The 25,403-nt window shown below is 70.9% G+C and carries 25 protein-coding genes; 18 read left to right on the top strand and 7 right to left on the bottom strand.

Annotated elements, in window-relative coordinates:
• Positions 1-11: 11 nt before the first annotated feature.
• The 3 genes from JKV81_RS31595 to fabF all read left to right on the top strand — a co-directional run bounded on the left by JKV81_RS31595 (position 12) and on the right by fabF (position 2,697).
• Complete coding sequence (locus tag JKV81_RS31595) at positions 12-1,043, top strand: ketoacyl-ACP synthase III (protein WP_129262671.1); 1,032 nt, start codon at positions 12-14, stop codon at positions 1,041-1,043.
• A 63-nt stretch (positions 1,044-1,106) separates the two neighbouring features.
• Positions 1,107-1,355 (top strand): acyl carrier protein, encoded by a 249-nt coding sequence (locus JKV81_RS31590; RefSeq protein WP_099172416.1) that lies wholly within the window; start codon positions 1,107-1,109, stop codon positions 1,353-1,355.
• A 79-nt stretch (positions 1,356-1,434) separates the two neighbouring features.
• A complete protein-coding gene (gene fabF, locus JKV81_RS31585; RefSeq protein ID WP_129262673.1) occupies positions 1,435-2,697 on the top strand; it encodes a beta-ketoacyl-ACP synthase II in 1,263 nt (420 codons plus the stop codon).
• Positions 2,698-2,834: 137 nt separating this feature from the next.
• Here fabF and JKV81_RS31580 read toward each other — a convergent pair whose 3' ends face one another.
• Positions 2,835-3,329, bottom strand: a complete 495-nt coding sequence (locus JKV81_RS31580) for a DUF3145 domain-containing protein (protein WP_099172418.1) — start codon at positions 3,327-3,329, stop codon at positions 2,835-2,837.
• A gap of 362 nt (positions 3,330-3,691) precedes the next feature.
• Here JKV81_RS31580 and JKV81_RS31575 point away from each other — a divergent pair, with 362 nt between their 5' ends.
• Together JKV81_RS31575 and JKV81_RS31570 are read left to right on the top strand one after the other, a co-directional pair.
• Positions 3,692-4,606, top strand: coding sequence for an SGNH/GDSL hydrolase family protein (locus JKV81_RS31575; protein WP_099172419.1), 915 nt, complete (start codon positions 3,692-3,694; stop codon positions 4,604-4,606).
• A 26-nt stretch (positions 4,607-4,632) separates the two neighbouring features.
• A complete protein-coding gene (locus tag JKV81_RS31570) occupies positions 4,633-5,625 on the top strand; it encodes an aldose epimerase family protein (RefSeq protein ID WP_202079025.1) in 993 nt (330 codons plus the stop codon).
• A 28-nt stretch (positions 5,626-5,653) separates the two neighbouring features.
• Here the strand turns inward: JKV81_RS31570 and JKV81_RS31565 are convergent, their stop codons facing one another.
• The gene (locus JKV81_RS31565) at positions 5,654-6,439 is read right to left on the bottom strand and encodes an EI24 domain-containing protein (RefSeq protein WP_129262677.1); all 786 of its coding nucleotides are present in this window, start codon (positions 6,437-6,439) and stop codon (positions 5,654-5,656) included.
• A 111-nt stretch (positions 6,440-6,550) separates the two neighbouring features.
• Between JKV81_RS31565 and JKV81_RS31560 the strand changes: the two genes are divergently transcribed.
• The 7 genes from JKV81_RS31560 (at position 6,551) to JKV81_RS31530 (ending at position 15,043) form a co-directional block, all read left to right on the top strand.
• Positions 6,551-7,705, top strand: coding sequence for a mandelate racemase/muconate lactonizing enzyme family protein (locus tag JKV81_RS31560; protein ID WP_124276654.1), 1,155 nt, complete (start codon positions 6,551-6,553; stop codon positions 7,703-7,705).
• Positions 7,702-8,721 (top strand): zinc-dependent alcohol dehydrogenase, encoded by a 1,020-nt coding sequence (locus tag JKV81_RS31555; RefSeq protein WP_202079023.1) that lies wholly within the window; start codon positions 7,702-7,704, stop codon positions 8,719-8,721. The genes JKV81_RS31560 and JKV81_RS31555 overlap by 4 nt, the downstream gene beginning before the upstream one ends.
• A gap of 92 nt (positions 8,722-8,813) precedes the next feature.
• Positions 8,814-9,797, top strand: a complete 984-nt coding sequence (locus JKV81_RS31550) for a hypothetical protein (RefSeq protein ID WP_202079021.1) — start codon at positions 8,814-8,816, stop codon at positions 9,795-9,797.
• Positions 9,798-9,916: 119 nt separating this feature from the next.
• Positions 9,917-11,026: a multiple monosaccharide ABC transporter substrate-binding protein gene (gene chvE, locus JKV81_RS31545; protein WP_124276651.1), complete on the top strand. Its 1,110-nt coding sequence runs from the start codon at positions 9,917-9,919 to the stop codon at positions 11,024-11,026.
• 32 nt (positions 11,027-11,058) lie between these two features.
• Entirely contained in the window at positions 11,059-12,609 is a 1,551-nt protein-coding gene (gene mmsA / locus JKV81_RS31540; protein ID WP_124276650.1) for a multiple monosaccharide ABC transporter ATP-binding protein, read from the top strand.
• Entirely contained in the window at positions 12,606-13,850 is a 1,245-nt protein-coding gene (mmsB, locus tag JKV81_RS31535) for a multiple monosaccharide ABC transporter permease (RefSeq protein ID WP_129262683.1), read from the top strand. Before mmsA ends, mmsB begins: the two co-directional genes overlap by 4 nt.
• 26 nt (positions 13,851-13,876) lie before the next feature.
• A complete protein-coding gene (locus JKV81_RS31530) occupies positions 13,877-15,043 on the top strand; it encodes an aldose epimerase family protein (RefSeq protein WP_129262685.1) in 1,167 nt (388 codons plus the stop codon).
• A gap of 54 nt (positions 15,044-15,097) precedes the next feature.
• On the opposite strand, the gene arfA is transcribed toward JKV81_RS31530, so the two are convergent.
• Positions 15,098-16,615: an arabinosylfuranosidase ArfA gene (gene arfA / locus JKV81_RS31525; RefSeq protein ID WP_129262687.1), complete on the bottom strand. Its 1,518-nt coding sequence runs from the start codon at positions 16,613-16,615 to the stop codon at positions 15,098-15,100.
• 175 nt (positions 16,616-16,790) lie between these two features.
• A complete protein-coding gene (locus JKV81_RS31520) occupies positions 16,791-17,219 on the bottom strand; it encodes an organic hydroperoxide resistance protein (protein ID WP_124276646.1) in 429 nt (142 codons plus the stop codon).
• Between the two features lie 115 nt (positions 17,220-17,334).
• Here JKV81_RS31520 and JKV81_RS31515 point away from each other — a divergent pair, with 115 nt between their 5' ends.
• Positions 17,335-17,805, top strand: a complete 471-nt coding sequence (locus JKV81_RS31515) for an MSMEG_6728 family protein (protein ID WP_147985187.1) — start codon at positions 17,335-17,337, stop codon at positions 17,803-17,805.
• A 97-nt stretch (positions 17,806-17,902) separates the two neighbouring features.
• Here JKV81_RS31515 and JKV81_RS31510 read toward each other — a convergent pair whose 3' ends face one another.
• Positions 17,903-18,922: an NADP-dependent oxidoreductase gene (locus JKV81_RS31510; protein WP_129262691.1), complete on the bottom strand. Its 1,020-nt coding sequence runs from the start codon at positions 18,920-18,922 to the stop codon at positions 17,903-17,905.
• 113 nt (positions 18,923-19,035) lie between these two features.
• Between JKV81_RS31510 and JKV81_RS31505 the strand changes: the two genes are divergently transcribed.
• On the top strand, positions 19,036-19,470 hold the full coding sequence (locus tag JKV81_RS31505; protein ID WP_202079019.1) for a MarR family winged helix-turn-helix transcriptional regulator: 435 nt from the start codon (positions 19,036-19,038) through the stop codon (positions 19,468-19,470).
• Positions 19,471-19,483: 13 nt separating this feature from the next.
• Here JKV81_RS31505 and JKV81_RS31500 read toward each other — a convergent pair whose 3' ends face one another.
• On the bottom strand, positions 19,484-20,188 hold the full coding sequence (locus tag JKV81_RS31500; RefSeq protein ID WP_202079017.1) for an SCO2400 family protein: 705 nt from the start codon (positions 20,186-20,188) through the stop codon (positions 19,484-19,486).
• A 123-nt stretch (positions 20,189-20,311) separates the two neighbouring features.
• Between JKV81_RS31500 and JKV81_RS31495 the strand changes: the two genes are divergently transcribed.
• From JKV81_RS31495 to JKV81_RS31485, 3 genes are all read left to right on the top strand, one after another.
• Positions 20,312-20,884, top strand: coding sequence for a hypothetical protein (locus JKV81_RS31495; protein ID WP_124276643.1), 573 nt, complete (start codon positions 20,312-20,314; stop codon positions 20,882-20,884).
• Positions 20,885-21,016: 132 nt separating this feature from the next.
• Positions 21,017-22,054, top strand: a complete 1,038-nt coding sequence (locus JKV81_RS31490; protein ID WP_202079015.1) for a rod shape-determining protein — start codon at positions 21,017-21,019, stop codon at positions 22,052-22,054.
• An 18-nt stretch (positions 22,055-22,072) separates the two neighbouring features.
• On the top strand, positions 22,073-23,578 hold the full coding sequence (locus JKV81_RS31485) for a sensor histidine kinase (protein WP_202079013.1): 1,506 nt from the start codon (positions 22,073-22,075) through the stop codon (positions 23,576-23,578).
• Here JKV81_RS31485 and JKV81_RS31480 read toward each other — a convergent pair.
• Positions 23,556-23,987: an Lrp/AsnC family transcriptional regulator gene (locus JKV81_RS31480; RefSeq protein ID WP_014156425.1), complete on the bottom strand. Its 432-nt coding sequence runs from the start codon at positions 23,985-23,987 to the stop codon at positions 23,556-23,558. The two genes, JKV81_RS31485 and JKV81_RS31480, sit on opposite strands and share 23 nt — an antisense overlap.
• 244 nt (positions 23,988-24,231) lie before the next feature.
• Between JKV81_RS31480 and JKV81_RS31475 the strand changes: the two genes are divergently transcribed.
• Positions 24,232-25,371 (top strand): MFS transporter, encoded by a 1,140-nt coding sequence (locus JKV81_RS31475; protein ID WP_236058287.1) that lies wholly within the window; start codon positions 24,232-24,234, stop codon positions 25,369-25,371.
• Positions 25,372-25,403 lie beyond the last annotated feature (32 nt).

The raw sequence follows: 25,403 nt of genomic DNA, 5'->3' as shown, positions 1-25,403 counted from the left end.
AGCCCGAGAGCATGTCGAAGATCAAGCCCAGCAAGGGCGCCCCGTACGCACGGATCATGGGTGTGGGCGGCTACCGCCCGACCCGTGTCGTGCCCAACGAGGTGATCCTCGAGACGATCGACTCGTCCGACGAGTGGATCCGCTCCCGCTCCGGTATCGCCACCCGCCACTGGGCCTCCGACGAGGAGACCGTGTCGATGATGTCCGTGGAGGCCGCCGGCAAGGCGATCGCGGACGCCGGGATCGATCCCGAACAGATCGGCGGAGTGATCGTCTCCACCGTCTCGCACTTCAAGCAGACCCCGGCCGTCGCGACCGACATCGCGCACCGGGTCGGCGCGGGCAAGCCCGCGGCCTTCGACATCTCGGCCGGCTGCGCGGGCTTCGGCTACGGCCTCACGCTCGCCAAGGGCATGATCGTCGAGGGCTCGGCAGAGTACGTACTTGTCATCGGCGTGGAGCGGCTCAGCGACCTCACCGACCTGGAGGACCGCGCGACGGCCTTCCTGTTCGGGGACGGCGCGGGCGCGGTCGTCGTCGGCCCGTCCCAGGAGCCGGCCATCGGCCCCACGGTCTGGGGTTCCGAGGGCGACAAGTCCGAGACGATCAAGCAGACGGTCGCGTGGAACGACTTCCACATCGGCGACGTCTCGAACCTTCCGCTCAACGAGCGGGGCGAGGTCAAGTTCCCGGCCATCACGCAGGAGGGCCAGGCGGTCTTCCGCTGGGCCGTCTTCGAGATGGCGAAGGTCGCCCAGCAGGCGCTGGAAGCGGCCGGGATCTCCCCGGAAGACCTGGATGTCTTCATTCCGCACCAGGCCAACATGCGGATCATCGACTCGATGGTGAAGACCCTCAAGCTGCCGGACCACGTCACGGTCGCGCGTGACGTGGAAACCACCGGCAACACGTCGGCCGCCTCGATTCCGCTCGCGATGGAGCGGCTTCTGGCGACCGGTCAGGCCAAGAGCGGCGACACGGCGCTCATCATCGGCTTCGGGGCGGGTCTCGTCTACGCCGCGACGGTCGTTACCCTCCCCTAGGCACACCGGACCTTTCGGTCCGCACGCCCGAACCCTGCAGAAACATATCGAAGGAGCGCCAACATGGCCGCCACTCAGGAAGAGATCGTCACCGGTCTCGGCGAGATCGTCAACGAGATCGCCGGTATCCCGGTCGAGGACGTCCAGCTGGACAAGTCCTTCACCGACGACCTGGACGTCGACTCGCTGTCCATGGTCGAGGTCGTCGTCGCCGCCGAAGAGCGCTTCGACGTCAAGATCCCCGACGAGGACGTCAAGAACCTCAAGACGGTCGGCGACGCCGCCGACTACATCCTGAAGCACCAGGGCTGATCCGAGCCCGTCCCGTGTGTCGCCACCCGGCGGTGGCGCCGCTGATTCACGACCCTCTACACGTGGAGAAGATTTTCCAGTGAGCCCGACCAATCGCACCGTGGTCGTCACCGGTATCGGCGCAACCACTCCGCTGGGTGGCGACTCCGCATCGACCTGGGAAGGTCTGATGGCCGGCCGTTCCGGCGTCAAGCCTCTCGAGGGCGAACGTTTCGCCGAACTGCCCGTCCGGATCGCCGCCCTCGCGGCCGTCGATCCCGGCGAGGTACTGCCCCGACCGCTCGCCCGCAAGCTGGACCGCTCGGCGCAGTTCGCGCTGATCGCGGCCCGCGAGGCGTGGGCGGACGCCGGCTTCACCGGCAAGGCCGGTGAGGACGAGAAGATCCAGCCCGAGCGCCTGGGTTCGGTCATCGCCTCCGGCATCGGCGGCGTGATCACCCTGCTCGACCAGTACGACGTGCTGAAGGAGAAGGGCGTACGCCGCGTCTCCCCGCACACCGTTCCCATGCTCATGCCCAACGGCCCGGCGGCCAACGTCGGCCTGGAGGTCAACGCCCAGGCCGGTGTCCACACCCCGGTCTCCGCCTGCGCGTCGGGCGCCGAGGCCATCGGGTACGCCGTCGAGATGATCCGTACGGGCCGCGCCGACGTGGTCGTCGCCGGTGGTACCGAGGCGGCCATCCACCCGCTGCCGATCGCGGCGTTCGCCAACATGATGGCGATGTCCAAGAGCAACGACGAGCCCGAGAAGGCCTCGCGTCCGTACGACACGGCCCGTGACGGCTTCGTCCTCGGCGAGGGCGCCGGTGTCGTGATCCTGGAGTCCGCGGAGCACGCCGCCGCGCGTGGCGCCAAGGTCTACTGCGAGGTGCTGGGCCAGGGGCTGTCCGCCGACGCCCACCACATCGCGCAGCCCGAGCCCACCGGGCGCGGGATCGCCGCCGCGATGCAGAACCTGCTGGACTCCACGGACCTGAAGCCGTCCGAGGTCGTCCACCTCAACGCGCACGCCACGTCCACGCCGCAGGGTGACATCGCGGAGATCAAGGCGCTGCGTGCGGTGCTCGGCGACGACCTGGACCATGTCGCGATCTCCGCCACGAAGTCCATGACGGGTCACCTGCTGGGTGGCGCGGGCGGTATCGAGACCGTGGCGACGGTGCTGGCGCTGCACCACCGGACGGCTCCGCCCACCATCAACGTGGACGACCTCGACGAGGCGGTCGAGGCGGACATCGTGCGCGGTGAGCCGCGGGCGCTGCCGGAGGGTTCGATCGCCGCGATCAACAACTCGTTCGGCTTCGGCGGCCACAACGTGGTGCTGGCGTTCCGCTCGGTCTGATCCGCGCCCGGCCGTCGTGAGGCCCGCTTCCCCCCTGTGGGGGGAGCGGGCCTTTCGCATGCCGCGGGGTGCCACCCCTTGTGGCAAAACGTTTCCGCAGGGGCTGGGGCACGCGGTCGGACAGGGGCCTGCCCCCGTCACACCACCTGGTGGAGCCAGCGGACCGGGGCGCCCTCGCCCGCGTGGCGGAAGGATTCCAGCTCGTCGTCCCACGGCTTGCCCAGGAGCTTGGCGACCTCGGCCTCCAGGTCCGTCTCGCCGTTCAGCGAGCGCGCCAGGGCCGCCCGCAGCCGGTCCTCGGGGACCAGGATGTCGCCGTGCATGCCGGTGACGGCGTGGAAGATGCCGAGGCCCGGCGTGGAGCTGTAGCGCTCGCCCTCCGCCGTCGGGCACGGTTCCGCCGTCACCTCGAAGCGGAGCAGATCCCAGCCCCGGAGGGACGAGGCCAGCTCCGAGGCCGTGCCGATGCGGCCCTTCCAGGAGAATTCGGACCGCCAGGTGCCGGGTGCGGCCGGCTGTCTGATCCAGTCCAGCTGGACCCGCACACCGAGTACACCCGCCACCGCCCATTCGACATGCGGGCACAGCGCGCGCGGTGCGGAGTGAACGTAAAGGACTCCACGTGTCGTCACCGGGACCTCCAGTGTGGGACGAGGTTCGCCTTCCCCAGCGGCCTCGCGCCCGTACGGTCTCTTCCCGGCCGGCTCCCGAGGTTGTCTTCAGTAAACAGCATCGGGAGTTAATCTCCAGAAAAGGGACAGTATGTGACGTGAGATAACTTACCGGACCCGCCGATTCGTCCGCGGGCCGGTCGGGCGCCACTGGTTCGACGGGGAAAAGCTACCGTGCGCCGGGGCCGGGTGTGTGACGTACCGTCGGTCCCGGGCCCATGATTCGCTCAGCATTCACCCGCGAGGGCGTGAGGGCCCGCCACCTGGGGCTGTCCGGGTGTGCCGGAGGCACAATCACCCGTGTGACCGGAGGGGATGCAGGGATGCCTGAGCGTTCGCCACGCCGCCGCGCCCGGGGCGCCGCGGCCACTCTGACGGCGGTCGCGCTCGTCGGTGCCGCCGCACTCACGGGCTGCACCTCCGACGGGGGTACGACGGCGCGGAGCACCGCGGGCGCCGGGAGCCCCTCCGCCTCGCCGACGCCCGCGTGGGACGCGAGCCCGGCCTCGATCGCGGCGGTCGGGGACTCCATCACCCGGGGCTTCGACGCCTGCTCGGTGCTGGCCGACTGCCCGGAGGTGTCCTGGGCGACCGGGACCGACGGCGGGGTGCGCAGCCTCGCCGTACGTCTCCTGGGGGCGTCGAAGGCGGCTTCGCACAGCTGGAACCACGCCGTGTCGGGCGCGAGGATGGCGCAGCTGCCGGAGCAGATGGCGCTGGCCGCGAAGGACCGGCCGGAGCTGGTCACGGTGATGATCGGCGCCAACGACGCCTGCCGGGACTCGGTCGCGCTCATGACCCCGGTGGCGGACTTCCGGGCCTCCTTCGAGGCGTCGATGCGGCAGTTGCGCGCCTCGGCCCCGAAGGCACAGGTGTACGTGTCGAGCGTGCCGGACCTCAAGCGGCTCTGGTCGACCGGGCGTGAGAACCCGCTGGGCAAGCAGATCTGGAAGCTGGGGATCTGCCGGTCGATGCTGGGCGACGCCGACGACATGGGCAGTGCGGCCGTCGCCCGGCGAGACGCGGTGCTGGAGCGGGTCGTGGCGTACAACGGGGTGCTGCGGGACGTCTGCGCGCGGGACGAGCGGTGCCGCTACGACGGCGGGGCGGTCTTCGACTACCGGTTCACCGGTGAGCAGCTCAGCGAGTGGGACTGGTTCCACCCGGGCCGCAACGGCCAGGCCAGGCTGGCGGAGATCGCGTACCGGGCGGTCACGGCGGCCGGGCCTCCGGCGTAGCCCGGCGCGCCGTAAAGTTCTTGATCATGACGACGGGTACAGCGGTACAGAGCGAAGACTTCTCCACCCTCACGGACGGTACGCCGGTCCGGCGCTGGACCCTGGAGCGCGGGGGCACGCGGGTGCGGGTGCTGACGTACGGCGCGGTGGTGCAGTCCGTCGTGGTGCCCGGACGGGACGGCGCGCGGGCCGAGGTGGCGCTCGGGCTGCCGGACGTCACGGCGTACGAGACGTACACGGGCCCCTATTTCGGCGCGGTCGTCGGGCGGTACGCGAACCGGATCGGGGGCGGTTCGTTCGTCCTGGACGGCCGGACGCACCGGGTGACGGCGAACGAGGGCCGCAACACCCTGCACGGCGGTGGGCGCGGCTTCGACAAGCGCGTCTGGGACGCCGAGGAGGTGCCGGACGGTGTGCGGCTCTCCCTGGTCGCCGAGGACGGCGAGGAGGGCTTCCCGGGGCGGCTGGCGGCCTCGGTGACGTACACCCTGGACGAGGACGGCGCGCTGCGGATCGCCTACCGGGCGACGACGGACGCGCCGACCGTGGTGAACCTGACGAATCACACGTACTGGAACCTCGCCGGGGCGGACAGCGGGAGCGCTCTCGGGCACGAACTGCGGCTGGCGGCCGGGCGGATCACCCCGGTGGACGGGGAGTCGATCCCGACGGGCGAGCTCGTGCCGGTGGAGGGGACCAGGTTCGACTTCCGGGAGCCGAGGCCGGTGGGGCCGGGCTACGACGTCAACTACGTGCTGGAGGAGACCGGCGGGGAGCCGGCCGCCGAGCTGTACGACCCGGCGTCGGGCCGGCTGATGAGCGTGCGGACGACGGAGCCGGGGATCCAGCTGTACACCGCCGACCACCTCGGCGACGGACCGTTCGTGCCGTGCGCGGGGATCGCGCTGGAGACGCAGCACTTCCCGGACTCCCCGAACCGCCCGGAGTTCCCCGGCACGGTGCTGCGGCCGGGCGAGGAGTTCGCCTCCACGACGGTGTACGGCTTCTCCGTGCGCTGAGGCCGTCCCACGGGCCGGCGCGGGCCCCTCAGTCCTTGTGCAGGGTGTACGGCGACGAGGGGACCGGCTCCGGCTCGGGTGTCCGGGTGAGCTCGCGGGCCAGCAGTGTGGCCCCGGCGACGGCGCCCGGCATCAGGAACACGGCGACGAACGGGACGACGAAGGCGACCGCGAGCGGGACCCCGAAGCCCAGGACCATCATGCGGCGGCCGCGCAGCAGCGTGAGCCGGTCCTTCAGGACCATGCCGCGGCGCTGGAGGGCGACGCCGGTGAGCTCCTCGGACAGGAAGTAGCCGGAGACGCAGAAGCCGAGGACGGGGATCACGGTCTGCCCGACGACGGGGATGAACCCGAGGGCGAAGAGCAGCACCCCGTAGAACGCGACGCGCACCAGGATGCGGACGGAGTCGCGGGCGGAGATCCACAGTTCGCGCCAGAGGGACAGGCCCGACTCGTGCACCTCGCCGCCCTCGCTGCGGTCGACCTCCTCGGAGAGCGACTCGTAGAACGGCTGGCCGACCAGCAGGGTCACCGCGGTGAAGGTGATGACGGCGAGGAATATCCCGAGCACGAAGACCAGGACGACCAGGGTGTTGCGCAGGAGCCCGAGCCAGGGTGAGGACCAGTCGTCGGCGAACGGGGTGGCCCAGGCGACGAAGTCGTCGGCGCCGTAGCCCAGTCCGACCAGTGCGCCCGCGTAGACGATCAGGGTGACCAGCGCGGGCAGCAGACCGAAGCCGAACCACCGGGCGTGGCCGAAGACCCAGCGCTGCCCCTTGATCAAGTAACCGAAACCCGCGCCGAGATCACTCATGGCGTCAGCGTACTTGTGCGAACCATTGACACGTCCCCTGGCCCGTCATTACCGTCACGCCAGCATTTCGAACGAGTGACGAAATACCGAACACGTGGAGAGGCAACACCCGTGCGCATCACCGGAATCAGCACGCATGTCGTCGGAACGCCGTGGCGCAACCTCACCTATGTCCAGGTCCACACGGACGAGGGCCTCACCGGGGTCGGCGAGACCCGCATGCTGGGCCGCACGGACGCACTGCTCGGCTATCTGCGCGAGGCGTCGGCCAACCACATCGAGGGTTCCGACCCGTTCGCGATCGAGGACCTCGTCCGCCGTATGAAGTACGGCGACTACGGGCGGGCCGGGGAGATCGTGATGTCCGGCATCGCGGTCATCGAGATGGCCTGCTGGGACATCAAGGGCAAGGCGCTCGGCGTCCCCGTCTGGCAGCTGCTGGGCGGGAAGGTCACCGACCGGGTCAAGGCGTACGCCAACGGCTGGTACACCACCGAGCGCACCCCGGAGGCGTACCACAAGGCGGCCCAGGGGGTCGTCGAGCGGGGCTACCGGGCACTGAAGATCGACCCCTTCGGCACGGGGCACTTCGAGCTCGGCCAGGAGGAGACCCGTTACGCCGTGTCCCTCATCGAGGCCGTCCGGGACGCCATCGGGCCCGACACGGAGCTGATGCTGGAGATGCACGGGCGGTTCAGCCCGTCCACGGCGGTGCGGATCGCCCGCGAGATGGCGCCGTTCAGGCCGGCCTGGCTGGAGGAGCCGGTGCCGCCGGAGAACCTCAAGGCGCTGTCCAAGGTCGCGGAGAAGGTGGACATGCCGATCGCGACCGGTGAACGCATCCACGACCGGATCGAGTTCCGGGAGCTCTTCGAGTCGCAGGCCGCCGACATCATCCAGCCGGACGTCGGCCACATCGGCGGCATCCTGGAGACCCGCAAGCTCGCGGCGACCGCCGAGACCCACTACACGCTGATCGCCCCGCACAACGTGGGCGGTTCGGTGCTGACCGCGGCCAGCCTCCAGGTGGCCGGCTGCACCCCCAACTTCAAGATCCTGGAACACTTCAACGACTTCGCGGACGCGGACATCAAGAAGGTCGTCAAGGGCGCCCCCGCGGTCGACCCCGCCACCGGCTGCTTCGAGCTCTCCGACGCACCCGGGCTGGGTGTGGAGCTGGACGTGGACGCGGCGGCGGAGTTCCCGCAGCAGCAGGCACGGTTCGACCTGTGGGCGGACGGCTGGGAGAAGAGGCAGCCCAAGTGACGTCACTCTCCCGCTCGTTGACCGTCGAGCGGCCCGGCAGCCACACGCTGGCCGAGGGGCCGCTCCCGGAGCCGGGCCCCGGCGAGGTCAGGGTGCGGGTCGCCGCGGCCGGAATCTGCATGAGCGACCGCGAGGTGTACAACGGACACCGGGACCTGGCCTATGTGCGCTACCCCGTGGTCCCCGGCCACGAGTGGTCGGGGACCGTCGACGCGGTCGGCGAGGGCGTCGACCCGGCGCTGACCGGTCGGCGTACGGTCGCCGAGGGCTTCCGGGCGTGCGGGCGCTGCGAGCGGTGCCGGCACGGGGAGACCTCCCTGTGCACGGCGGGGTACGACGAGACGGGGTTCACCCGGCCCGGCGCGTTCGCCGACCACCTGGTGGTCCCGGCGCGGCTGCTGCACCCACTTGCCGACGACGCCGACCTGCGCGCCGCCGCCCTGCTGGAGCCGGCCGCGGTCGTCGCGGCGGCGGTACGGGCCGGGGCGCCCGAGCCGGGTGAGCGGATCGCCGTCCTGGGGGCGGGCACGCTCGGCCTGCTGGCGGTGCAGCTGCTGGCGGCGGTGTCGCCCGCCGAGCTCACAGTGATCGACCCGAGGGAGCAACGGGCCGCCCAGGCGTTGGACTTCGGCGCGGGCGAGGCCCGGGTGCCCAAGGAGGCCGAGGAGGTGCGGGGCCGCTACGACCTGGTCGTGGAGACGGCCGGAGCGCCGACCACCGCGGCCGACGCGTGTCTGCTGGCACGCCGGGGCGGGCGGGTGGTGCTGACCGGGATGTTCACCCCGGGCGCGGTGGGCATCGACCCGGTGCACCTGTCGCTGGGCCAGCTCACCGTGCGCAGTGTCTTCGGGGCGTCCTCGGCGGCCTGGTCGTACGCGGTGCGGGCGTTCACGGCCGGGCTGCTCGATCCGGCGCCGCTGATCACCCACGAGTTCCCGCTGGAGCGGTTCGCCGAGGCGGTGGCGCTGGTGGGCTCCGGGGACCCGGGGACCGGGAAGGTGCTGCTGCGGCCGTGACCCCGCGCCGCGGCGGCCTCGGGGCCGCCGCCCGAGATCGCGTTCCTAGAGATCCGAACTTCGTCCGAAATACCGAACATGAAGGACCAGTCGTGACCGACGCCCCTGCCCCCTCCCCCGGTACCGCCGGCGCCCGCCGTCCCGGTGACGCCGCGCTCACCGCGCTCGGCCTCGGCCCGGCACCCCTGTCCCCCGCCGACGCCTCCCCGCACTCCTTCCCCGACGGCGGGAGCTGGCGCACCGAGGTGCCGTCCGTGGAGGGCCCGGAGGCCCTCGGCGTCGTACTGGAGGAGTCCGCCCGGCTCGACGTGCCGGTCCACCGCATCAGCCAGGGCAGCGGCGTCTGGATGCTGACCGACGCGGAGATCACGGAGATGGTGGACCGCTGCGCCGAACGGGACGCCGAGCTCTGCCTGTTCACGGGACCGCGCGGCACCTGGGACACCGGGGCGTCCGTCCGTACGGACTCCGGCGGCGCCGGGCTGCGCTCCCGGGGTCACGACGCGCTGGCCGGCTGCGTGGAGGACGCCCTGCGCGCCACGGGGCTGGGAGTGAAGTGCCTGCTCGTGGCCGACGAGGGCGTGCTGTGGACCCTGCACCGGCTGCGTGAGCAGGGGGCGCTGCCCGCGGACACCACGTTCAAGGTGTCGGCGCTCATCGGGCCCGTGAACCCGGCCTCGTACGCCGTCTTCGAGCAGCTCGGGGCCGACTCGATCAACATCCCGTCCGACCTGACGCTGGCCCAGTTCACCGAGATCCGCAGGGTCTCGCGGGCCCCGATGGACCTCTACATCGAGGCACCGGACGACCTGGGCGGTTATGTGCGGATGTACGAGGTGGCCGAGCTGATCCGCCGCGGGTCGCCGCTGTACCTGAAGTTCGGCCTCTCCAAGGCGCCCGGCATCTATCCGTACGGCCGGCACCTGCGGGAGCTGGCGCTGGCCACCGCGAAGGAGCGGGTGCGGCGCGGCCGGCTCGCGCTGGACCTGCTGGCGCGGCACGGGGCGGAGGGCGGCATGGCCGCCCTCGGCAGCCGACTTCCGGGCCCGCTCAACCGGTTCGGCATCTCGTCATAACGTTCCGGAAACTCCGCGCACAAAAGAAGACACAGACGCGCACAATCCCACACACCTGATCTGCGCCCGCGTTCCGGCCCCACCGGACCGAGCCATGACACACATCAAGGATGATGACCATGCGCAACCGCAGAGCCGCACTTGCCGCAGTGGCCTCCGCCGCCTCCCTCGCCCTCACCCTGACCGCCTGCGGCCAGAACAGCGAAGGCGGCGGCGAGGAGAAGAAGGGTGGCAGCGAAGGCGCCACCATCGGCATCGCGATGCCGACCAAGTCCTCCGAGCGCTGGATCTCCGACGGCAACAACGTCGTGAAGGAGCTCAAGGCCAAGGGCTACAAGACCAAGCTCGTCTACGGGGAGGACGACCCGGACCAGCAGGTCTCGCAGATCGAGAACATGATCACGCAGGGTGTGGACGCCCTGATCATCGCCGCCATCGACAACAAGTCCCTCAACAACGTGGTCCAGCAGGCCAAGGACTCCGACATCCCGGTGATCTCCTACGACCGACTGATCCTCGGCACGGAGAACGTCGACTACTACGCCTCGTTCGACAACGAGAAGGTCGGCGAGCTCCAGGGCACGTACATCGCGGACAAGCTCGGCCTGTCGGACGGCGAGAAGGGCCCCTTCAACATCGAGCTGTTCGCCGGCTCCAACGACGACAACAACACCAAGTACTTCTTCCAGGGCGCGATGAACGTCCTCAAGCCCTACATGGACAAGGGCGAGCTGGTCGTCAGGTCCAAGCAGACCGCCCTCAACCAGGTCACCACCCTGCGCTGGGACGGCGGCACCGCGCAGAAGCGCATGGACGACCTGCTGACGTCCAGTTACCGCAGCGCCCAGGTCGACGCGGTGCTCTCGCCGTACGACGGCATCTCCATCGGCATCCTCTCCGCCCTGAAGTCGGACGGCTACGGCACCAAGGCCAAGGCCATGCCGGTGGTCACGGGCCAGGACGCGGAGCTCGCCTCCGTGAAGTCGATCATTGCGGGTGAGCAGACCCAGACCGTCTACAAGGACCTGCGCAAGCTCGCCAAGATCGCCTCGAACATGGTCGAGGCCTCCCTGAACGACAAGAAGCCTGAGGTCAACGACACCAAGTCCTACAACAACGGCGTCAAGGTCGTGCCCGCCTACCTGCTGCAGCCGGTCAGCGTCGACAAGTCCAACTACAAGAAGGCTCTCGTGGACAACGGCCAGTACACCGAGAACGACCTCAAGTAACCGGGCTCCCTCAAGGATTGGAAGGCAAGACCATGGCGGGACCCGTCCTGGAAATGCGCTCGATCGTCAAGACCTTTCCCGGTGTCAAAGCGCTTTCGGACGTCACACTGACGGTCCGTCAGGGCGAGGTCCACGCCATCTGCGGTGAGAACGGCGCCGGCAAGTCGACCCTGATGAAGGTGCTCTCCGGCGTCCATCCGCACGGCACCTACGAGGGGGACGTCCTCTTCGAGGGTGAGACCTGCCGGTTCAAGGACATCCGGGCGAGCGAACAGCACGGCATCGTGATCATCCACCAGGAGCTGGCGCTGGTGCCGTACCTCTCCATCGCGGAGAACATCTTCCTCGGCAACGAGCACGCCAAGCGCGGAATGATCAACTGGAACGACACCCTGAGGCACGCCGGTGAACTGCTGCGCCGCGTCGGTCTCGACGAGCATCCGGAGACCCGCGTCGCCGACATCGGCGTGGGCAAGCAGCAGTTGGTGGAGATCGCCAAGGCGCTGTCGAAGAAGGTGAAGCTGCTCATCCTCGACGAGCCGACGGCGGCGCTCAACGACGAGGACAGCGGCAAGCTCCTCGACCTGATCCTCTCGCTGAAGGAACAGGGCATCACCTCGATCATCATCTCGCACAAGCTCAACGAGATCCGCCGGGTCGCCGACTCGGTCACGATCATCCGCGACGGGCACTCCATCGAGACTCTCGACGTGAGGGCGGAGGAGACGACCGAGGACCGGATCATCAGCGGGATGGTCGGCCGCGACCTGGAGAACCGCTTCCCGGAGCGGACCCCGCACCACCCGGAGGAGGGGACCGCGCCCGCCCTGGAGATCCGCAACTGGACGGTGCACCACCCCATCGACCAGCAGCGCAAGGTCGTCGACGACGTCTCGATCGAGGTGCGGCGCGGCGAGATCGTCGGCATCGCGGGGCTGATGGGCGCCGGCCGCACCGAGCTGGCGATGAGCGTCTTCGGACGCTCCTACGGCCGTTACGCGGGCGGCACCGTCCTCAGGGACGGCACCGAGATCCGTACGAAGTCCGTCCCCGAGGCGGTCCGGCACGGCATCGCGTACGCCACCGAGGACCGCAAGCACTACGGCCTCAACCTCATCGACACCATCAACCGGAACATCTCGCTGACCGCGCTGGGCAAGGTCTCCAAGCGGGGCGTGGTCGACGAGCACGGGGAGCGGCAGGTCGCCGAGGGCTTCCGGAAGTCCATGAACATCAAGGCGCCGACCGTCTTCGAGCCGGTGGGCAAACTGTCCGGCGGCAACCAGCAGAAGGTCGTCCTCAGCAAGTGGATCTTCGCGGGTCCCGAGGTGCTGATCCTGGACGAGCCCACGCGCGGGATCGACGTGGGCGCCAAGTACGAGATCTACACGGTCATCGACCAGCTGGCCGCCCAGGGCAAGGCGGTCGTCTTCATTTCCTCCGAACTGCCGGAGCTGCTCGGCATGTGCGACCGCATCTACACGATGGCGGCGGGACGGCTGACGGGTGAGTTCTCGCGGACCGAGGCCACGCAGGAAGCGCTGATGCGTCAGATGACGAAGGACAAAGAGGTAACCCGATGAGCACGGACGTGACCGCGAAGACCCCGGCCCCCGCGCCGTCCGGCGGCGGCGGATCCGCCTCCGGCGACGGCCTGCTGCAGCTGATGCTCGGCGGCATGCGCCGCAACATGCGCCAGTACGGCATGCTGATGGCGCTCGGCCTGATCGTGGTGCTGTTCGCGGTGTGGTCGGGCGGCGACCTGCTGCTGCCGCGCAACGTCTCCAACCTGGTGCTGCAGAACAGCTACATCCTGATCCTCGCGATCGGCATGATGCTCGTCATCATCGCGGGCCACATCGACCTCTCGGTCGGCTCGCTGACCGCGTTCATCGGCGCGATGTCCGCCGTGCTGATGGTCGAACACGATCTCTCCTGGCCGCTCGCGGTGGTGCTGTGCCTGGCCATCGGCGCCGTCGCGGGCTCGGTGCAGGGCTTCTTCATCGCCTACCTCGGCATACCGTCCTTCATCGTGACCCTCGCGGGCATGCTGCTCTTCCGCGGTCTGACGGAGATCTTCCTGAAGGGGCAGACCCTCGGCCCCTTCCCGAAGGGCCTGCAGAAGATGGCCAACGGCTTCCTGCCCGAGGTCGGCCCGAACACCAACTACCACAACCTCACCCTGCTGCTGGGCTTCGCGCTGATCGCCTTCGTGGTGTTCCAGGAGGTACGTGACCGCAAGCGGCAGCAGGAGTTCGCGCTCGACGTGCCGCCGGTCAAGCTGTTCCTGCTGAAGCTGGTCGCCCTGGTCGCGGCCGTGCTCACCGTCACGCTGCTGCTCGCCAGCTACAAGGGCGCCCCGGTCGTCCTGCTCATCCTCGGTGTGCTGGTCGTCGGGTTCGGCTACCTGATGCGCAACGCGATCATCGGCCGCCACATCTACGCCATCGGCGGCAACCTGCCCGCGGCGAAGCTGTCGGGCGTGAAGGACAAGAAGGTCACCTTCCTGGTCTTCCTGAACATGGGCATGCTCGCGGCCCTGGCCGGTCTGGTCTTCGCCGCCCGTTTCAACGCGGCCTCGCCCAAGGCCGGTCTCAACTTCGAACTGGAGGCCATCGCCGCCTCGTTCATCGGCGGTGCCTCGATGAGCGGCGGCGTCGGCACGGTCCTCGGCGCCATCATCGGTGGCCTGGTCCTCGGCGTGCTGAACAACGGAATGAATCTCGTCGGCATCGGCACCGACTGGCAGCAGGTCATCAAGGGAGCGGTACTGCTGGCCGCGGTCGGCTTCGACGTCTGGAACAAGCGCAAGGTCGGTTCGTAACACTTTTCCCACGACAGGAGTTGCTCATGACCTTAACGACCGGAACCAGCAGACGCACCGTCCTGGCGGCCACGGCCGCCGCCGGGGTGGCCGTGGCGGCGGGCGCACCGTCCGCACAGGCCGCGGCCCACGGGCGCACCCCGTCCAAGGAGCTCTTCGGCACGCTCGCGGACGGGACGAAGGTGCACCGCTGGACCCTCGCCAACGGCGGGACCCGGCTGAAGGTCCTGTCGTGGGGCGGCGTCGTCCACTCCCTGGAGACGCCGGACCGCAGGGGCCGGACGGTGAACGTCGCGCTCGGCTTCGACAACCTCGCGGACTACGTGGCGAAGTCCCCGTACTTCGGCGGGCTGATCGGCCGGTACGGCAACCGCATCGCCGAGGGGCGCTTCACCCTCGACGGTGTCACGCACCAACTGCCTGTCAACGACGGCCCGAACAGCCTGCACGGCGGCGACCAGGGCTTCGACAAGCGGATCTGGGACGTGCGGCCGTTCACCGAGCGCGGCGACGTCGGGCTGGTCCTGACCCGGACCAGCCCGGACGGCGAGGCCGGCTACCCGGGCACGCTCGCCGTCCGTGTCGTCTACACGCTCACCCCGCAGGGCGAGTGGCGCATCGACTACTCGGCGACGACGGACCGCGCGACCGTCCTCAACCTGACCAGCCACACGTACTTCAACCTGGCCGGCGAGGGCAGCGGCAGCGTCGACGGGCACCTGCTGGAGCTGGCGGCGGCGCGCTACACGCCGGTCGGCCCCACGCTGATCCCGACGGGTGAACTCGCCCCGGTGGCGCGTACGCCGTTCGACTTCCGGCGGTCGCGGGCCGTCGGTGAGGCCGTCCGCACCCCGCACGAGCAGGTCGGGTACGGGCAGGGGATCGACCACAACTACGTGCTGGACAAGGGGATCACGGCCCGCCCGGAGTACGCGCTGACCGTGACGGACCCCGGCTCCGGCCGGGTGATGAAGATGTACACGACCGAGCCCGGCATGCAGGTGTACACGGGGAACTTCCTCGACGGCACGCTGACGGGCACGTCAGGGCGGGTCTACCGGCAGGGCGACGCGTTCTGCCTGGAGTCCCAGCACTTCCCGGACTCCCCCAACCAGCCGTCGTTCCCCTCGACGGTGTTGCGGCCGGGTGACACGTACCGCTCGACGACGGTGCACACCTTCTCGACGCGCTGACCCGCCATCCTCGTAGGCGCCCTCCCCCGGCGGGGAGGGCGCCGTCCGTCGTTCTCACACCAGCCGGATCATGTTCCAGGACAGCGGCTCCAGCACGGCCTTCAGCGTGCCGCCGGCCAGCTCCGTGCCCTCGGCGGCGTGCGGGAGGACCCGCTCGGGCTCGGCGAGGGTGTTCCGGGCCTCGGGGTCGGCGTCCGCGACGACCTGGTGCTCGGCGACGCGCTCCAGGTCCAGCCCCGCCAGGGCGACTTCGAGCGGCAGCGCGGCGTCCTGGCTGCGGTTGACGGCGAAGACGGTCACGGCGCCCGTCCCCGGGTCCCGTACGGCGGTGGCGTGCAGCAGGTCCGCCTCGCCGTACTTCGCCGTCCCGTACGTCGGCGAGTCCACCCGTACGTCCAGGACCTGGCCGCGCCCGTACCGCGCGGCCTGGGAGAAGGGGAAGAAGGTGGTCTGCCGCCAGGCCGGCCCGCCGGGCTCGGTCATGATCGGCGCGATCACGTTGACCAGCTGGGCGAGGCAGGCGACGGTCACCCGGTCCGCGTGCCGCAGCAGCGCGATGAGCAGGCTGCCGAAGACGACGGCGTCGGTGACGCTGTAGTTGTCCTCCAGCAGCCGGGGCGCCTCGGGCCAGTCGAGCGGGTTCTCCTGCGTCTCCTGCTGGAACCGCTTCTGGTACCAGACGTTCCACTCGTCGAAGGAGAGGTTGATCCTCTTCGTGGACTTCAGGCGCGCCCCGACGTGGTCGCAGGTCGCGACGACGCTCTCGATGAAGGACTCCATGTCGACGGCCGAGGCGAGGAAGGAGTCACGGTCGCCGTCGGTCTCCTCGTAGTAGGCGTGCAGCGAGACATGGTCGACGAGGTCGTAGGTCTCGGCCAGGACCGTCGCCTCCCAGGCCGCGAAGGTGGGCATGGCACGGCTGGAGGAGCCACAGGCGACGAGCTGCACCCCGGGGTCGATCTGACGCATCGCGCGCGCCGTCTCGGCCGCGAGCCGCCCGTACTCCTCGGCGGTCTTGTGGCCGGTCTGCCAGGGGCCGTCCATCTCGTTGCCCAGGCACCACAGCCGGATGCCGAAGGGGTCCTTGTCGCCGTGGGCGGCGCGCAGGTCGGAGAGCTCGGTGCCGGACGGGTGGTTGGCGTACTCCTGGAGCTGGATGGCCTCCTGGACGCCGCGCGTGCCGAGGTTGACCGCGAGCATCGGTTCGGCCTGCGGGCCGATCTTCCTGAGGAAGCCGATGTACTCGGAGAGGCCGAAACGATTCGTCTCGGTGGAACGCCAGGCGAGGTCGAGCCGGCGCGGCCGCTCGTCGACGGGGCCGACGCTGTCCTCCCAGCGGTAGCCGGAGACGAAGTTGCCCCCGGGGTAGCGGATGACGGTGACACCGAGTTCGCGGACGAGGTCCAGGACGTCGGTGCGGAGTCCGGCCTCGTCCGCCGACGGATGGCCCGGCTCGAATATGCCGTCGTAGACACAGCGGCCGAGGTGCTCGACGAAGGAGCCGTAGAGCCGGGGGTCCACATCGCCGACGGTGAAGGCCGGGTCGAGGGTGAAGCGCGCGGTTCGGGTCATGACTTCCTTACTCGTTCGATATATCGAATGCTGCTCGTAACCTCGAACGGGACCGTAGAGTTCCGCCTCGGCAGGCGTCAATGCCTGTGCGCGCTTTTACGGGGACGGGCGGTGACGCACGACCGAGGGCCGCACCCCGGTGACGGGATGCGGCCCTCGGACGTACGCGATCAGGTCAGCTGACGGACAGCTCGACCTTGATGTTGCCTCGGGTGGCGTTCGAGTACGGGCACACCTGGTGCGCCTTCTCGACGAGCGCCTGCGCGGTGGCCGGGTCGACGTTCGGGATGGAGGCGCTGATCGCGACCTCCAGGCCGAAGCCGCCCGCCTCGGTCTTGCCGATGGAGACGGAGGCGGTCACCGTCGAACCGGAGATGTCGGCCTTCTCCTGACGCGCGACCACGCCGAGCGCGCCCTGGAAGCACGCGCTGTAGCCGGCCGCGAAGAGCTGCTCAGGGTTGGTCCCCGCACCGCTCCCGCCCATCTCCTTCGGCGGGTTGACGACGACGTCGAGCTTGCCGTCGTCGGTGGAGACGCGGCCGTCACGGCCGTTCTCGGCGGTGGCGACGGCGGTGTAGGCCACGTCGATGCTCTGGATGCTCATACGGTGTTCCTCCTGCTGATGCGCCGCGACTCGCGCCCACGACCGCGACGGCCTGCGCCGAGCCTAGCGGGTGACGGCGGGGCGCACCGAGACCCGGGCGCGGTAGGCATGGTTCATGCAGACATTCCTGCCGTACGCCGATTTCTCCCGGAGTGCCCTCACCCTGGATCCCCGACGGCTGGGCAAACAGCGGGTCGAGACGATCCAGGTGCTGCGCGGGCTCACCGTCCCCGGCTACGGCTGGCGGCACCACCCGGCCGTCCGCATGTGGACCGGGTACGAGGAGGCGCTCGTACGCTACGGCCTGGACATGTGCGCCGCGTGGACGGCCGAGGGCAGGTCCGACACCTGCGCCGCCACCCTGCGCGAGGACCTCGCCGCCTCGCTCCGGCGCACCGCGGTCCGCTCGTCGGCGGAGCTCGCCGCCGCGGCCGAACTGCCCCCGTGGCTGGGCGACGAGGCGTTCCACGAGAGCCACCGCTCGGCGCTCGTACGCAAGGACCCGGCGTACTACGGGCCGCTGTTCCCCGGCGTGCCTGCGGATCTCCCGTACGTGTGGCCCGCCTCGGACCGGGGAGGGCGGTGAGGGGAAGCGCGGAACGGCGGGCCCGTGGTCACGGGCCCGCCGTCGATCCGTCGATCCGTGGATCCGTCGATCTGCCAATCCGTCAGACCTCGGCCCGTCAGGCGTCGAGCGAGACGATCATCTTGCCGGTGTTCTCGCCGCGCAGCAGGCCGACGAAGGCGTCGTAGCCGTTCTCGATGCCCTCGACCTTGGTCTCGCGGTACTTGAGCTCGCCGGAGGCCAGCCAGCCGGCCACGTCCTGGACGAACTGCGGCTGGAGCGCGGAGTGGTCGCCGACCAGCATGCCCTGGAGGCGCAGTCGCTTGCCGATGACGAGCGCCAGGTTGCGCGGGGCCGGGGTGGGCTCCGTGGCGTTGTACTGGGCGATCATCCCGCAGATGGTGGCGCGGCCGTGGACGTTGAACGAGGAGATCGCGGCCTCCAGGTGCTCGCCGCCGACGTTGTCGAAGTAGACGTCGATCCCGTCGGGGGCGGCCTCGGCGAGCTGGTCCCGGACGGGGCCGTTCTTGTAGTTGAAGGCCGCGTCGAAGCCGTACTCCTCGGTGAGGAGCTTGACCTTCTCGTCGGAACCGGCCGAGCCGATGACACGGGAGGCGCCCTTGATCTTCGCCATCTGGCCGACCTGGCTGCCGACCGCACCGGCCGCGCCGGAGACGAAGACGGCGTCGCCCTCCTTGAAGGAGGCCACGTCGAACAGACCGGCGTAGGCGGTGAGCCCGGTCATGCCGAGCACGCCCAGATAGGCGGAGAGCGGGGCGAGGGAGGCGTCGACCTTCACCGCGTGCTTGGCGGGGACGTCGGCGTACTCGCGCCAGCCGAGGCCGTGCAGGACGTGGTCGCCGACGGCGAAGCCCTCGGCGTTCGACGCGACGACCTCGCCGACCGCGCCGCCGTCCATGGGGTGGTCGAGCTTGAAGGGCGGGGTGTACGACTTCACGTCGTTCATCCGGCCACGCATGTAGGGGTCGACCGAGAAGTGGAGGTTGCGGACGAGGACGCGGCCCTCACCGGGCGCGGCCACCGGCGCCTCGCGCAGCGCGAAATCCGAGGCCTCGGGCCAGCCGTGCGGGCGGGCGACGAGGTGCCATTCGCGGCTGGACGTGGGAAGTGCGGACATGGGCTCGGGTCTCCTCGATGTCGTGCGGGCGGGAAGCCGAAAAGCTTCAGTACATGAAACAACCATGCGGCCAGATATTTCACCTTGTCAAGTAATTCGCTACCCTGGGTGTCATGGCCACCTCGCGCACCGACCCGCTCACCCTCGACGTCATCCAGCTCATCGGCGGGGTCGTGGCGCGCTACCACGAGGAGTACGACCGGGCCGCGGCCACGCACGCGCTGACCGGTGCCCAGGCCAGGGTGCTCGGGCTGCTCTCCCTGGAGCCGATGCCCATGCGCAAGGTAGCCCGGAAACTGAAGTGCGAACCGTCCAACATCACCGGGATAGTCGACCGGCTGGAGCTCCGCGGCCTGGTCGAACGCCGCCCGGACCCGGCCGACCGGCGCGTGAAGCTCGCCGCCCCGACGGAGGAGGGCCTCCGCACGGCCGGGCAGCTGCGGGACGCCCTGGACTTCGCCCGGGAGCCGCTGGCCGAGCTGTCGGAGGCGGAGCGGACGGTGCTGCGCGATCTGCTGCGACGGATGCTCGGCGAGGACGACGCCTAGGACCGCTGCGGCGTCAGAAGCAGAAGATGATCCAGTGGCACGTCTCGGTGGGCGACGGACTGGGAGTGGGCTCCTCCGTGGGCTCCGGCGGCTCCGGGTCCGTGGTCGGCTTCCCCGAGCCGGAGGGCTCCGCCGGCGCGTCGGTGCCGTCCGGGTCCTCGGGCGCGGACGAGGACTCCGGTGCGGACGGCGTGGTGTCCGCCGGGCCGGAGGGCGACGGGAGCGCCCCCGGCGCGGTGGTGGCGCCGGCGGGGCCGTCCGTGGCGGTCGCGGAGTGGGAGTCGGTGACCGGCACGACGGTGGGCTCCTCCACCGGGCCGGGATCGTCGTGCTCCGCGCTCGACGCGGACGGCAGGGGCTCGGTGGCGGAGGAGGTGGCCTCGCTCACGTACTCCGCGGCACCGCTGTCCCCGCCGGGCTCCATGGCCAGCTCGGCCAGGCTGAGCGCCCCCAGTGCCAGCACCACGCCCGTCGCCGTCAGGAGCAGCGCGCGGCCACGCCTGCGGTGCGCACGGCGGCCGCGCCGGCGGGCGTCGTCCCTGCCGCGGCGGCGGTGCCCGGCGGACCCGGATGCCTCCAGGGTCTCGGCGGCGGGCTCCGCCGAGAGGCCGGAGGCGCCCGTGACGGCATAGGGGACCAGCGCGTCGGCGGGGGTCCCGCAACCGGCACAGGCCAGCGCCCCGTTGAGGTGCCGTTGGCACGGGTGGCAATAATCCATGGCGCCCGCAGACTAGACGTGCACGGAACAACACAGGAAGCCGCGCAGGTGAGGATCCTGTGTGGAATCGAGGAGTCCGGGGTACGCCGCCCGATACGTTCGGTACGCGGCAGGATGGGCCCCATGACCGCTCCCGCCCCGTTCGGGCCCCTCCAGTTCCAGCTCGTCCTGCTGCGCCGGATGGCCGACCACCAGCCGGACCTCGTCGAGGACGCCCGTCATGAACTGAGCGCCTCCCTCGCCGACATGCGGGAGGCGAACCGCCGCTGGCAGGCGATGCTGCGCGCCCCGCGCGGCCGGGGCGCGCTGCGCCGCTACCGCTCGGTGCTGGGCGAGCCCGAGTCGTCCGTACGCCGCACGGTCGGCGACCTGGAGTGCGACGCGCTGCTGTGGCCGCTGCCGCTCTGGCCGGACCTGCGGTTCGAGGTGATGGCGGGGCCCGGCGGCGCCGTGTGGAACGAGTGGCTGGTCCGCGCCCCGGGCACGGCGGGACCCGAGCTCCGTACGGCCGCCGACCTGCGCCCGTGGTCCTGCACCGTCGACGAGGTGGCCAGGGCCTTCGCCCCGGCGCGCCCCATGGAGGGCAGCGCGCCGACCCGCTGGGCCCTGGCCTTCACCGACCCGGCGGGCAACCGGCCCCGCGTCGCCGAGTTCACCTGGGGGCTGTTCCAGCGGCTGCTGCCCGGCGGCGCCTGAGATCTGTCGCGCCGTCAGCTCGGGTCCCCCCTACGGCTCACCCAGCGCGCGCCGCCCCCGCCACGGCGTGACGATGCCAGGAGAGCCGGCTGCCGCCGGTGCCCCCCGCCAGCGCTCCCGGGAGAACCTGCCGTGACCGTCAGTCTCGAACAGTTGCGCCGTTGCCATGTCGCCGTCGATCTCGGGGCCGCGAGGACCCGTGTGTACATCAAGGGAGTGGGACTCGTCGTCGACGAGCCCAGTGTCGCCGCCGTGAACACGCGCACCGGCTCGCTCATCGCCGTCGGCGCGCTCGCCGAGCAGATGACGGGCCGTACGCCCGCGTACATCCGGGTGGCCCGCCCGGTCTCCGGCGGGACCGTCGTCGACATCGACATGGCGCAGCGCATGCTGCGTCATCTGCTCGGTGAGAAGCTCCGCCGTCAGCTGCGCCGCAAGCCCCGGCTGCGGGCCGCCGCCTGCACCCCGCACGACGCCGATCCGCTGGCCCAGCGGGCGACCGTCGAGACCCTCGTGGGGCTCGGCGCACGCCGCGTGGAGCTGGTCGACACCCTGATCGCCGCGGCCATCGGCTGCGGGCTGCCGGTCGAGCAGCCGACCGCCACCATGATCATGGTCTGCGGCGCGGCCACCACCCAGATCGCCGTGCTCTCGCTCGGCTCGATCGTGACGGCCGTACGCATCCCGATCGGCGGCGAGGCCATCGACCACGCGGTCATCCAGCACCTGCGCCAGCACCACCAGCTGATGCTGCCCAGCCAGTCGGTGCGCCCCCTGCAACTGGCGCTCCGGGGCAACGGCCTGACGCTCAACGGCCCGGCGGTGACGGAGATCCACGGCCGTGACGTGGCCACCGGTCTGGCGCGTTCGGTGCAGGTCGACACCGCCGCCGTACGCCAGGCGATCCACGCCCCGCTGACCGCGGTGCTCGACGGGCTGGGCAAGGTGCTGCGCGACTGCCCGCCCGACCTGGTGGCCGACATCGCGGAGTCCGGGATCATGATGGTCGGCGGCAGCGCCCTGCTGCCGGGCCTCGACCAGATGCTGCGCGACGCCACGGGCGTGCCGGTGAACATCGCGGAGCGGCCCGACGTCTGCTCCGTGCTGGGGCTCGGCGCGATGCTGGACGGCACCGTCCAGCCGCTGGTCCTCGCCCCGCTCGCCGGCTGAGAGCCGGCGGGCTCACCGGTGGCCGGGACGAACATCGACCTGCGGACCACCCTCCAGCACATCGTGGACACCGCGACGGCGCTGGCCGGGGCGCGCTACGGCGCCCTGGCCCTCCTGCACGGGGAGGACCGCCATGTCACCGACCTGTTCACCTCCGGCATGTCCGACGACGAACGCCGTGCCGCGCGCCCGCTCCTCGACGGGCGTGCGGGAGTCCTCGGGACCCTGATGGACGACGTGCAGGCCGTACGCACCGACGATCTGGCCGCGGGCCCGCACCCCCGCGCCCTGCCAGCTCCGCTCCTCCCGATGCGCTCCTTCCTCGGCGTGCCCGTCCGGGTGCACACCGAGGTGCTCGGCAGTCTCTGCCTCACCGCCGGGGAGCCGGGGCGCTTCACGGACACCGAGGCGGCGCTGCTGCGGCTGCTCGCCTCGCAGGCCGTCGCGGCCATCAGCGGCGCCCATCTGTACGAGGCGGCGCGGCAGCGGGAGCACTGGATCGAGGGGGCGGCGGCCGTCACCCGGGCGCTGCTGACCGGGGCGGGCACCACGGACGCCCTGATGACCGTCGCCGAGCGGGCCAGGGTGCTGGCCGGTGCGGCGGCCGGGGTGATCCTCCAGCCGATCCCGGGCGGCGGGATGGAGATCGTCGCCGCCTCCACGCTGGACGATCCGGCCGGCCTCGTCGGCACGGCCATCGCCCCCGGCTCCCCCGTCCTCGTCCAGCTGCTGGGCGGCGAGGAGGTCTTCATCGACGACTCGGCCACGGACGACCGGATGACGACCCCCGTACGCTCCCGGTTCGGCCCCAGCATGATGCTGCCGTTGCAGAGCGGCGGCCGGCTCATCGGCACGCTCGCCCTTCCCCGCAGGCGCGGCGAGGCCCCGTACACGGCGACGGACCGGCAGCTCGCCTCCCAGTTCGCCTCGCAGGCGGCGCTGGCGCTCGTGATGGCCGACGCGCAGCACTACCGGGAGCAGCTGGCCGTCTACGAGGACCGCGACCGCATCGCCCGCGATCTGCACGACCTCGTCGTCCAGCGGCTGTTCGCGACCGAGATGATGCTGGAGTCGACGCGCCGCAAGGACCTGGCCGGCGACACCACCACCGCCGAGCTGCTCGGACAGGCGGTCGACGAGCTGGACTCCACCATCCAGGAGGTCAGGACCGCGATCTTCGCGCTCCAGCAGCCGCCCGCCGAGGCCCCCACGACCTTCCGCGGCCGGGTCCTGCGCGAGACGGGCGGCGCGGCGGCGGTGCTCGGCTTCCAGCCGTCGGTGCAGTTCACCGGTGCGGTGGACGCCCTGGTCAGGGAGCCGGTCGACGGGGAGCTGCTCGACGTGCTGCGCGGCGCCCTGGCCGCGGCGCACCGGAGGGCGGGGGTGTCGGCCGTCGAGGTGGAGGTGGACGCGACGGCGCGGCTGTCCGACGGACGTCCGGCGGTGCGGCTGGCGGTCGCTGACGACGGGCACACCGAGGACGGCGGCCGGTCGCCGACGGTCATCTGGCAGGCGCCGCTCTGAGGGCGATCCGGGTGTTGGAGTGGGCGACGCCCGCGTCCTTCTTCAGCCGGCGCAGCAGCGTGTCCAGGGAGCCCGGGTCGGCCGCCGTCGCGCGTACGAGGTAGTCGTGGCCGCCCGTCACGTGCACCACCTCGGTGATACCGGGCAGGGTCAGCACGGAGCGTTCGAACTCCTCGTTCGTCGTGTCGAGGCGCAGCGACACGTCGATGAAGACGACGAGGCCCGAGCGGGTGTCGGCGGCCGGGTCCACGATGACCGTGAAGCCGCGGATCACCCCGTCGCGGCGCATGCGGCGTACCCGGTCACCCGCCGCGTTGGCGCTGAGTCCCACGCGTACGCCCAGATCGCGGTACGAGATCCGGGCGTCCTCCTGGAGAATCCCGAGGATCTCTCTGTCCAGCCTGTCCATAGGGGTGATTGTCCCAGTCATGGGCCGTGAACGGCGGCCGGAAGAGGGGCGGGAGACCTCCCCGGGGGCCGCGGAAGGGCCTCCTGCCCATGGGGCGTCTGCGGTGACCCGGCCCGCCCCGGATGGCCCAGTCCGCCGTGCCACCCCCTCCCCCGGCCCCTTGACTTGCGGTGTGGACACCACCGCCGAGCAGGTCCCCGTCCCGGACCGGAGACCATCCGCCGCCGCCTACCGGAACCTGGTCATGGCGACGATCGGGTTCACCCTGACCTTCTGGGCGTGGAACCTGATCTCCCCGCTGTCGGGCGACTTCAAGGAGCGGCTCGGGCTCAGCTCCTTCCAGCAGTCGCTGCTGGTCGCGGTCCCCGTGCTCGTCGGCTCGCTCGGCCGGATCGCGGCGGGCGCGCTGACCGACAAGTTCGGCGCCAAGCTGATGTTCCCGGTCGTCTCGGCCCTGACGATCGTCCCGGTGCTGCTCCTCATCCCGGCGAAGAACTCCTACGGGGCGATGCTGGCGGTCGGCTTCCTGCTCGGGCTGGGCGGCACCACGTTCGCGATCGGTATCCCGCTGGTCAACTCGTGGTTCCCGCCCGAGAAACGGGGTCTCGCGCTCGGCGTGTTCGGGATGGGCATGGGCGGTGTCGCGCTGTCCGGCTACTTCACGCCGAGGATCGCCGAGCACGACGTGAACCTGCCGTTCTGGATCGTCGCCGGCGCCCTCCTGGTCTACTCGCTGCTCGCCGCGGTCCTCATCACCGACCACCCGGGCCGCACGGTGCCCACGGACTCCCTGGCCCACCGGCTGGGCTCCGCGGGCCGGCTGCGGGTGACGTGGGAGCTGTCCGCGCTCTACGCGATCGGCTTCGGCGGCATCGTCGCGTTCGGGGTGTACCTGCCGACGTATCTGAAGACCTGGTACGAGATGTCGCCGACCGAGGCGGGCACCAAGGCGGCGGGGTTCGCGCTGGTCACCGTCATCTTCCGGCCGGTCGGCGGCTGGCTCTCGGACCGGGTCCACCCCGCCCTGGTCACGGCCGGGGCCCTGCTGCTGGCGGCGCTGATGGCCATCGTCCAGGCCTTCGACCCGCCGCTGGACCCGCTCGGCACGATCGCGCTGCTCTGCATGGCGGCCGGGCTCGGCACCGCGAGCGGAAGCGTCTTCGCCCTGGTCTCGCAGGTGACCCCGCAGGCCGTGGTGGGCAGCGTGACCGGCATCGTCGGCGCGATGGGCGGGCTCGGCGGATTCGTGCCGCCGCTGGTCATGGGCGCGATCTACAGCGCGAAGGACTCGTACTCGATCGGCTTCATGCTGCTCTCCGACCTGGCGCTGGCGGGCGCGGTGTACGCGTACGGCCGGATGCGGACCGTCCGGCGCGAGAGCTGACGGGCGGTCCTGACGGGCTCCGGGGGCACGGC

The organism is Streptomyces silvae (assembly GCF_016745505.1).
Lineage (GTDB): Bacteria > Actinomycetota > Actinomycetes > Streptomycetales > Streptomycetaceae > Streptomyces > Streptomyces silvae.
Note: the sequence above shows the minus strand (reverse complement) of the source record. Positions and strands in the feature narration are given on the sequence as shown.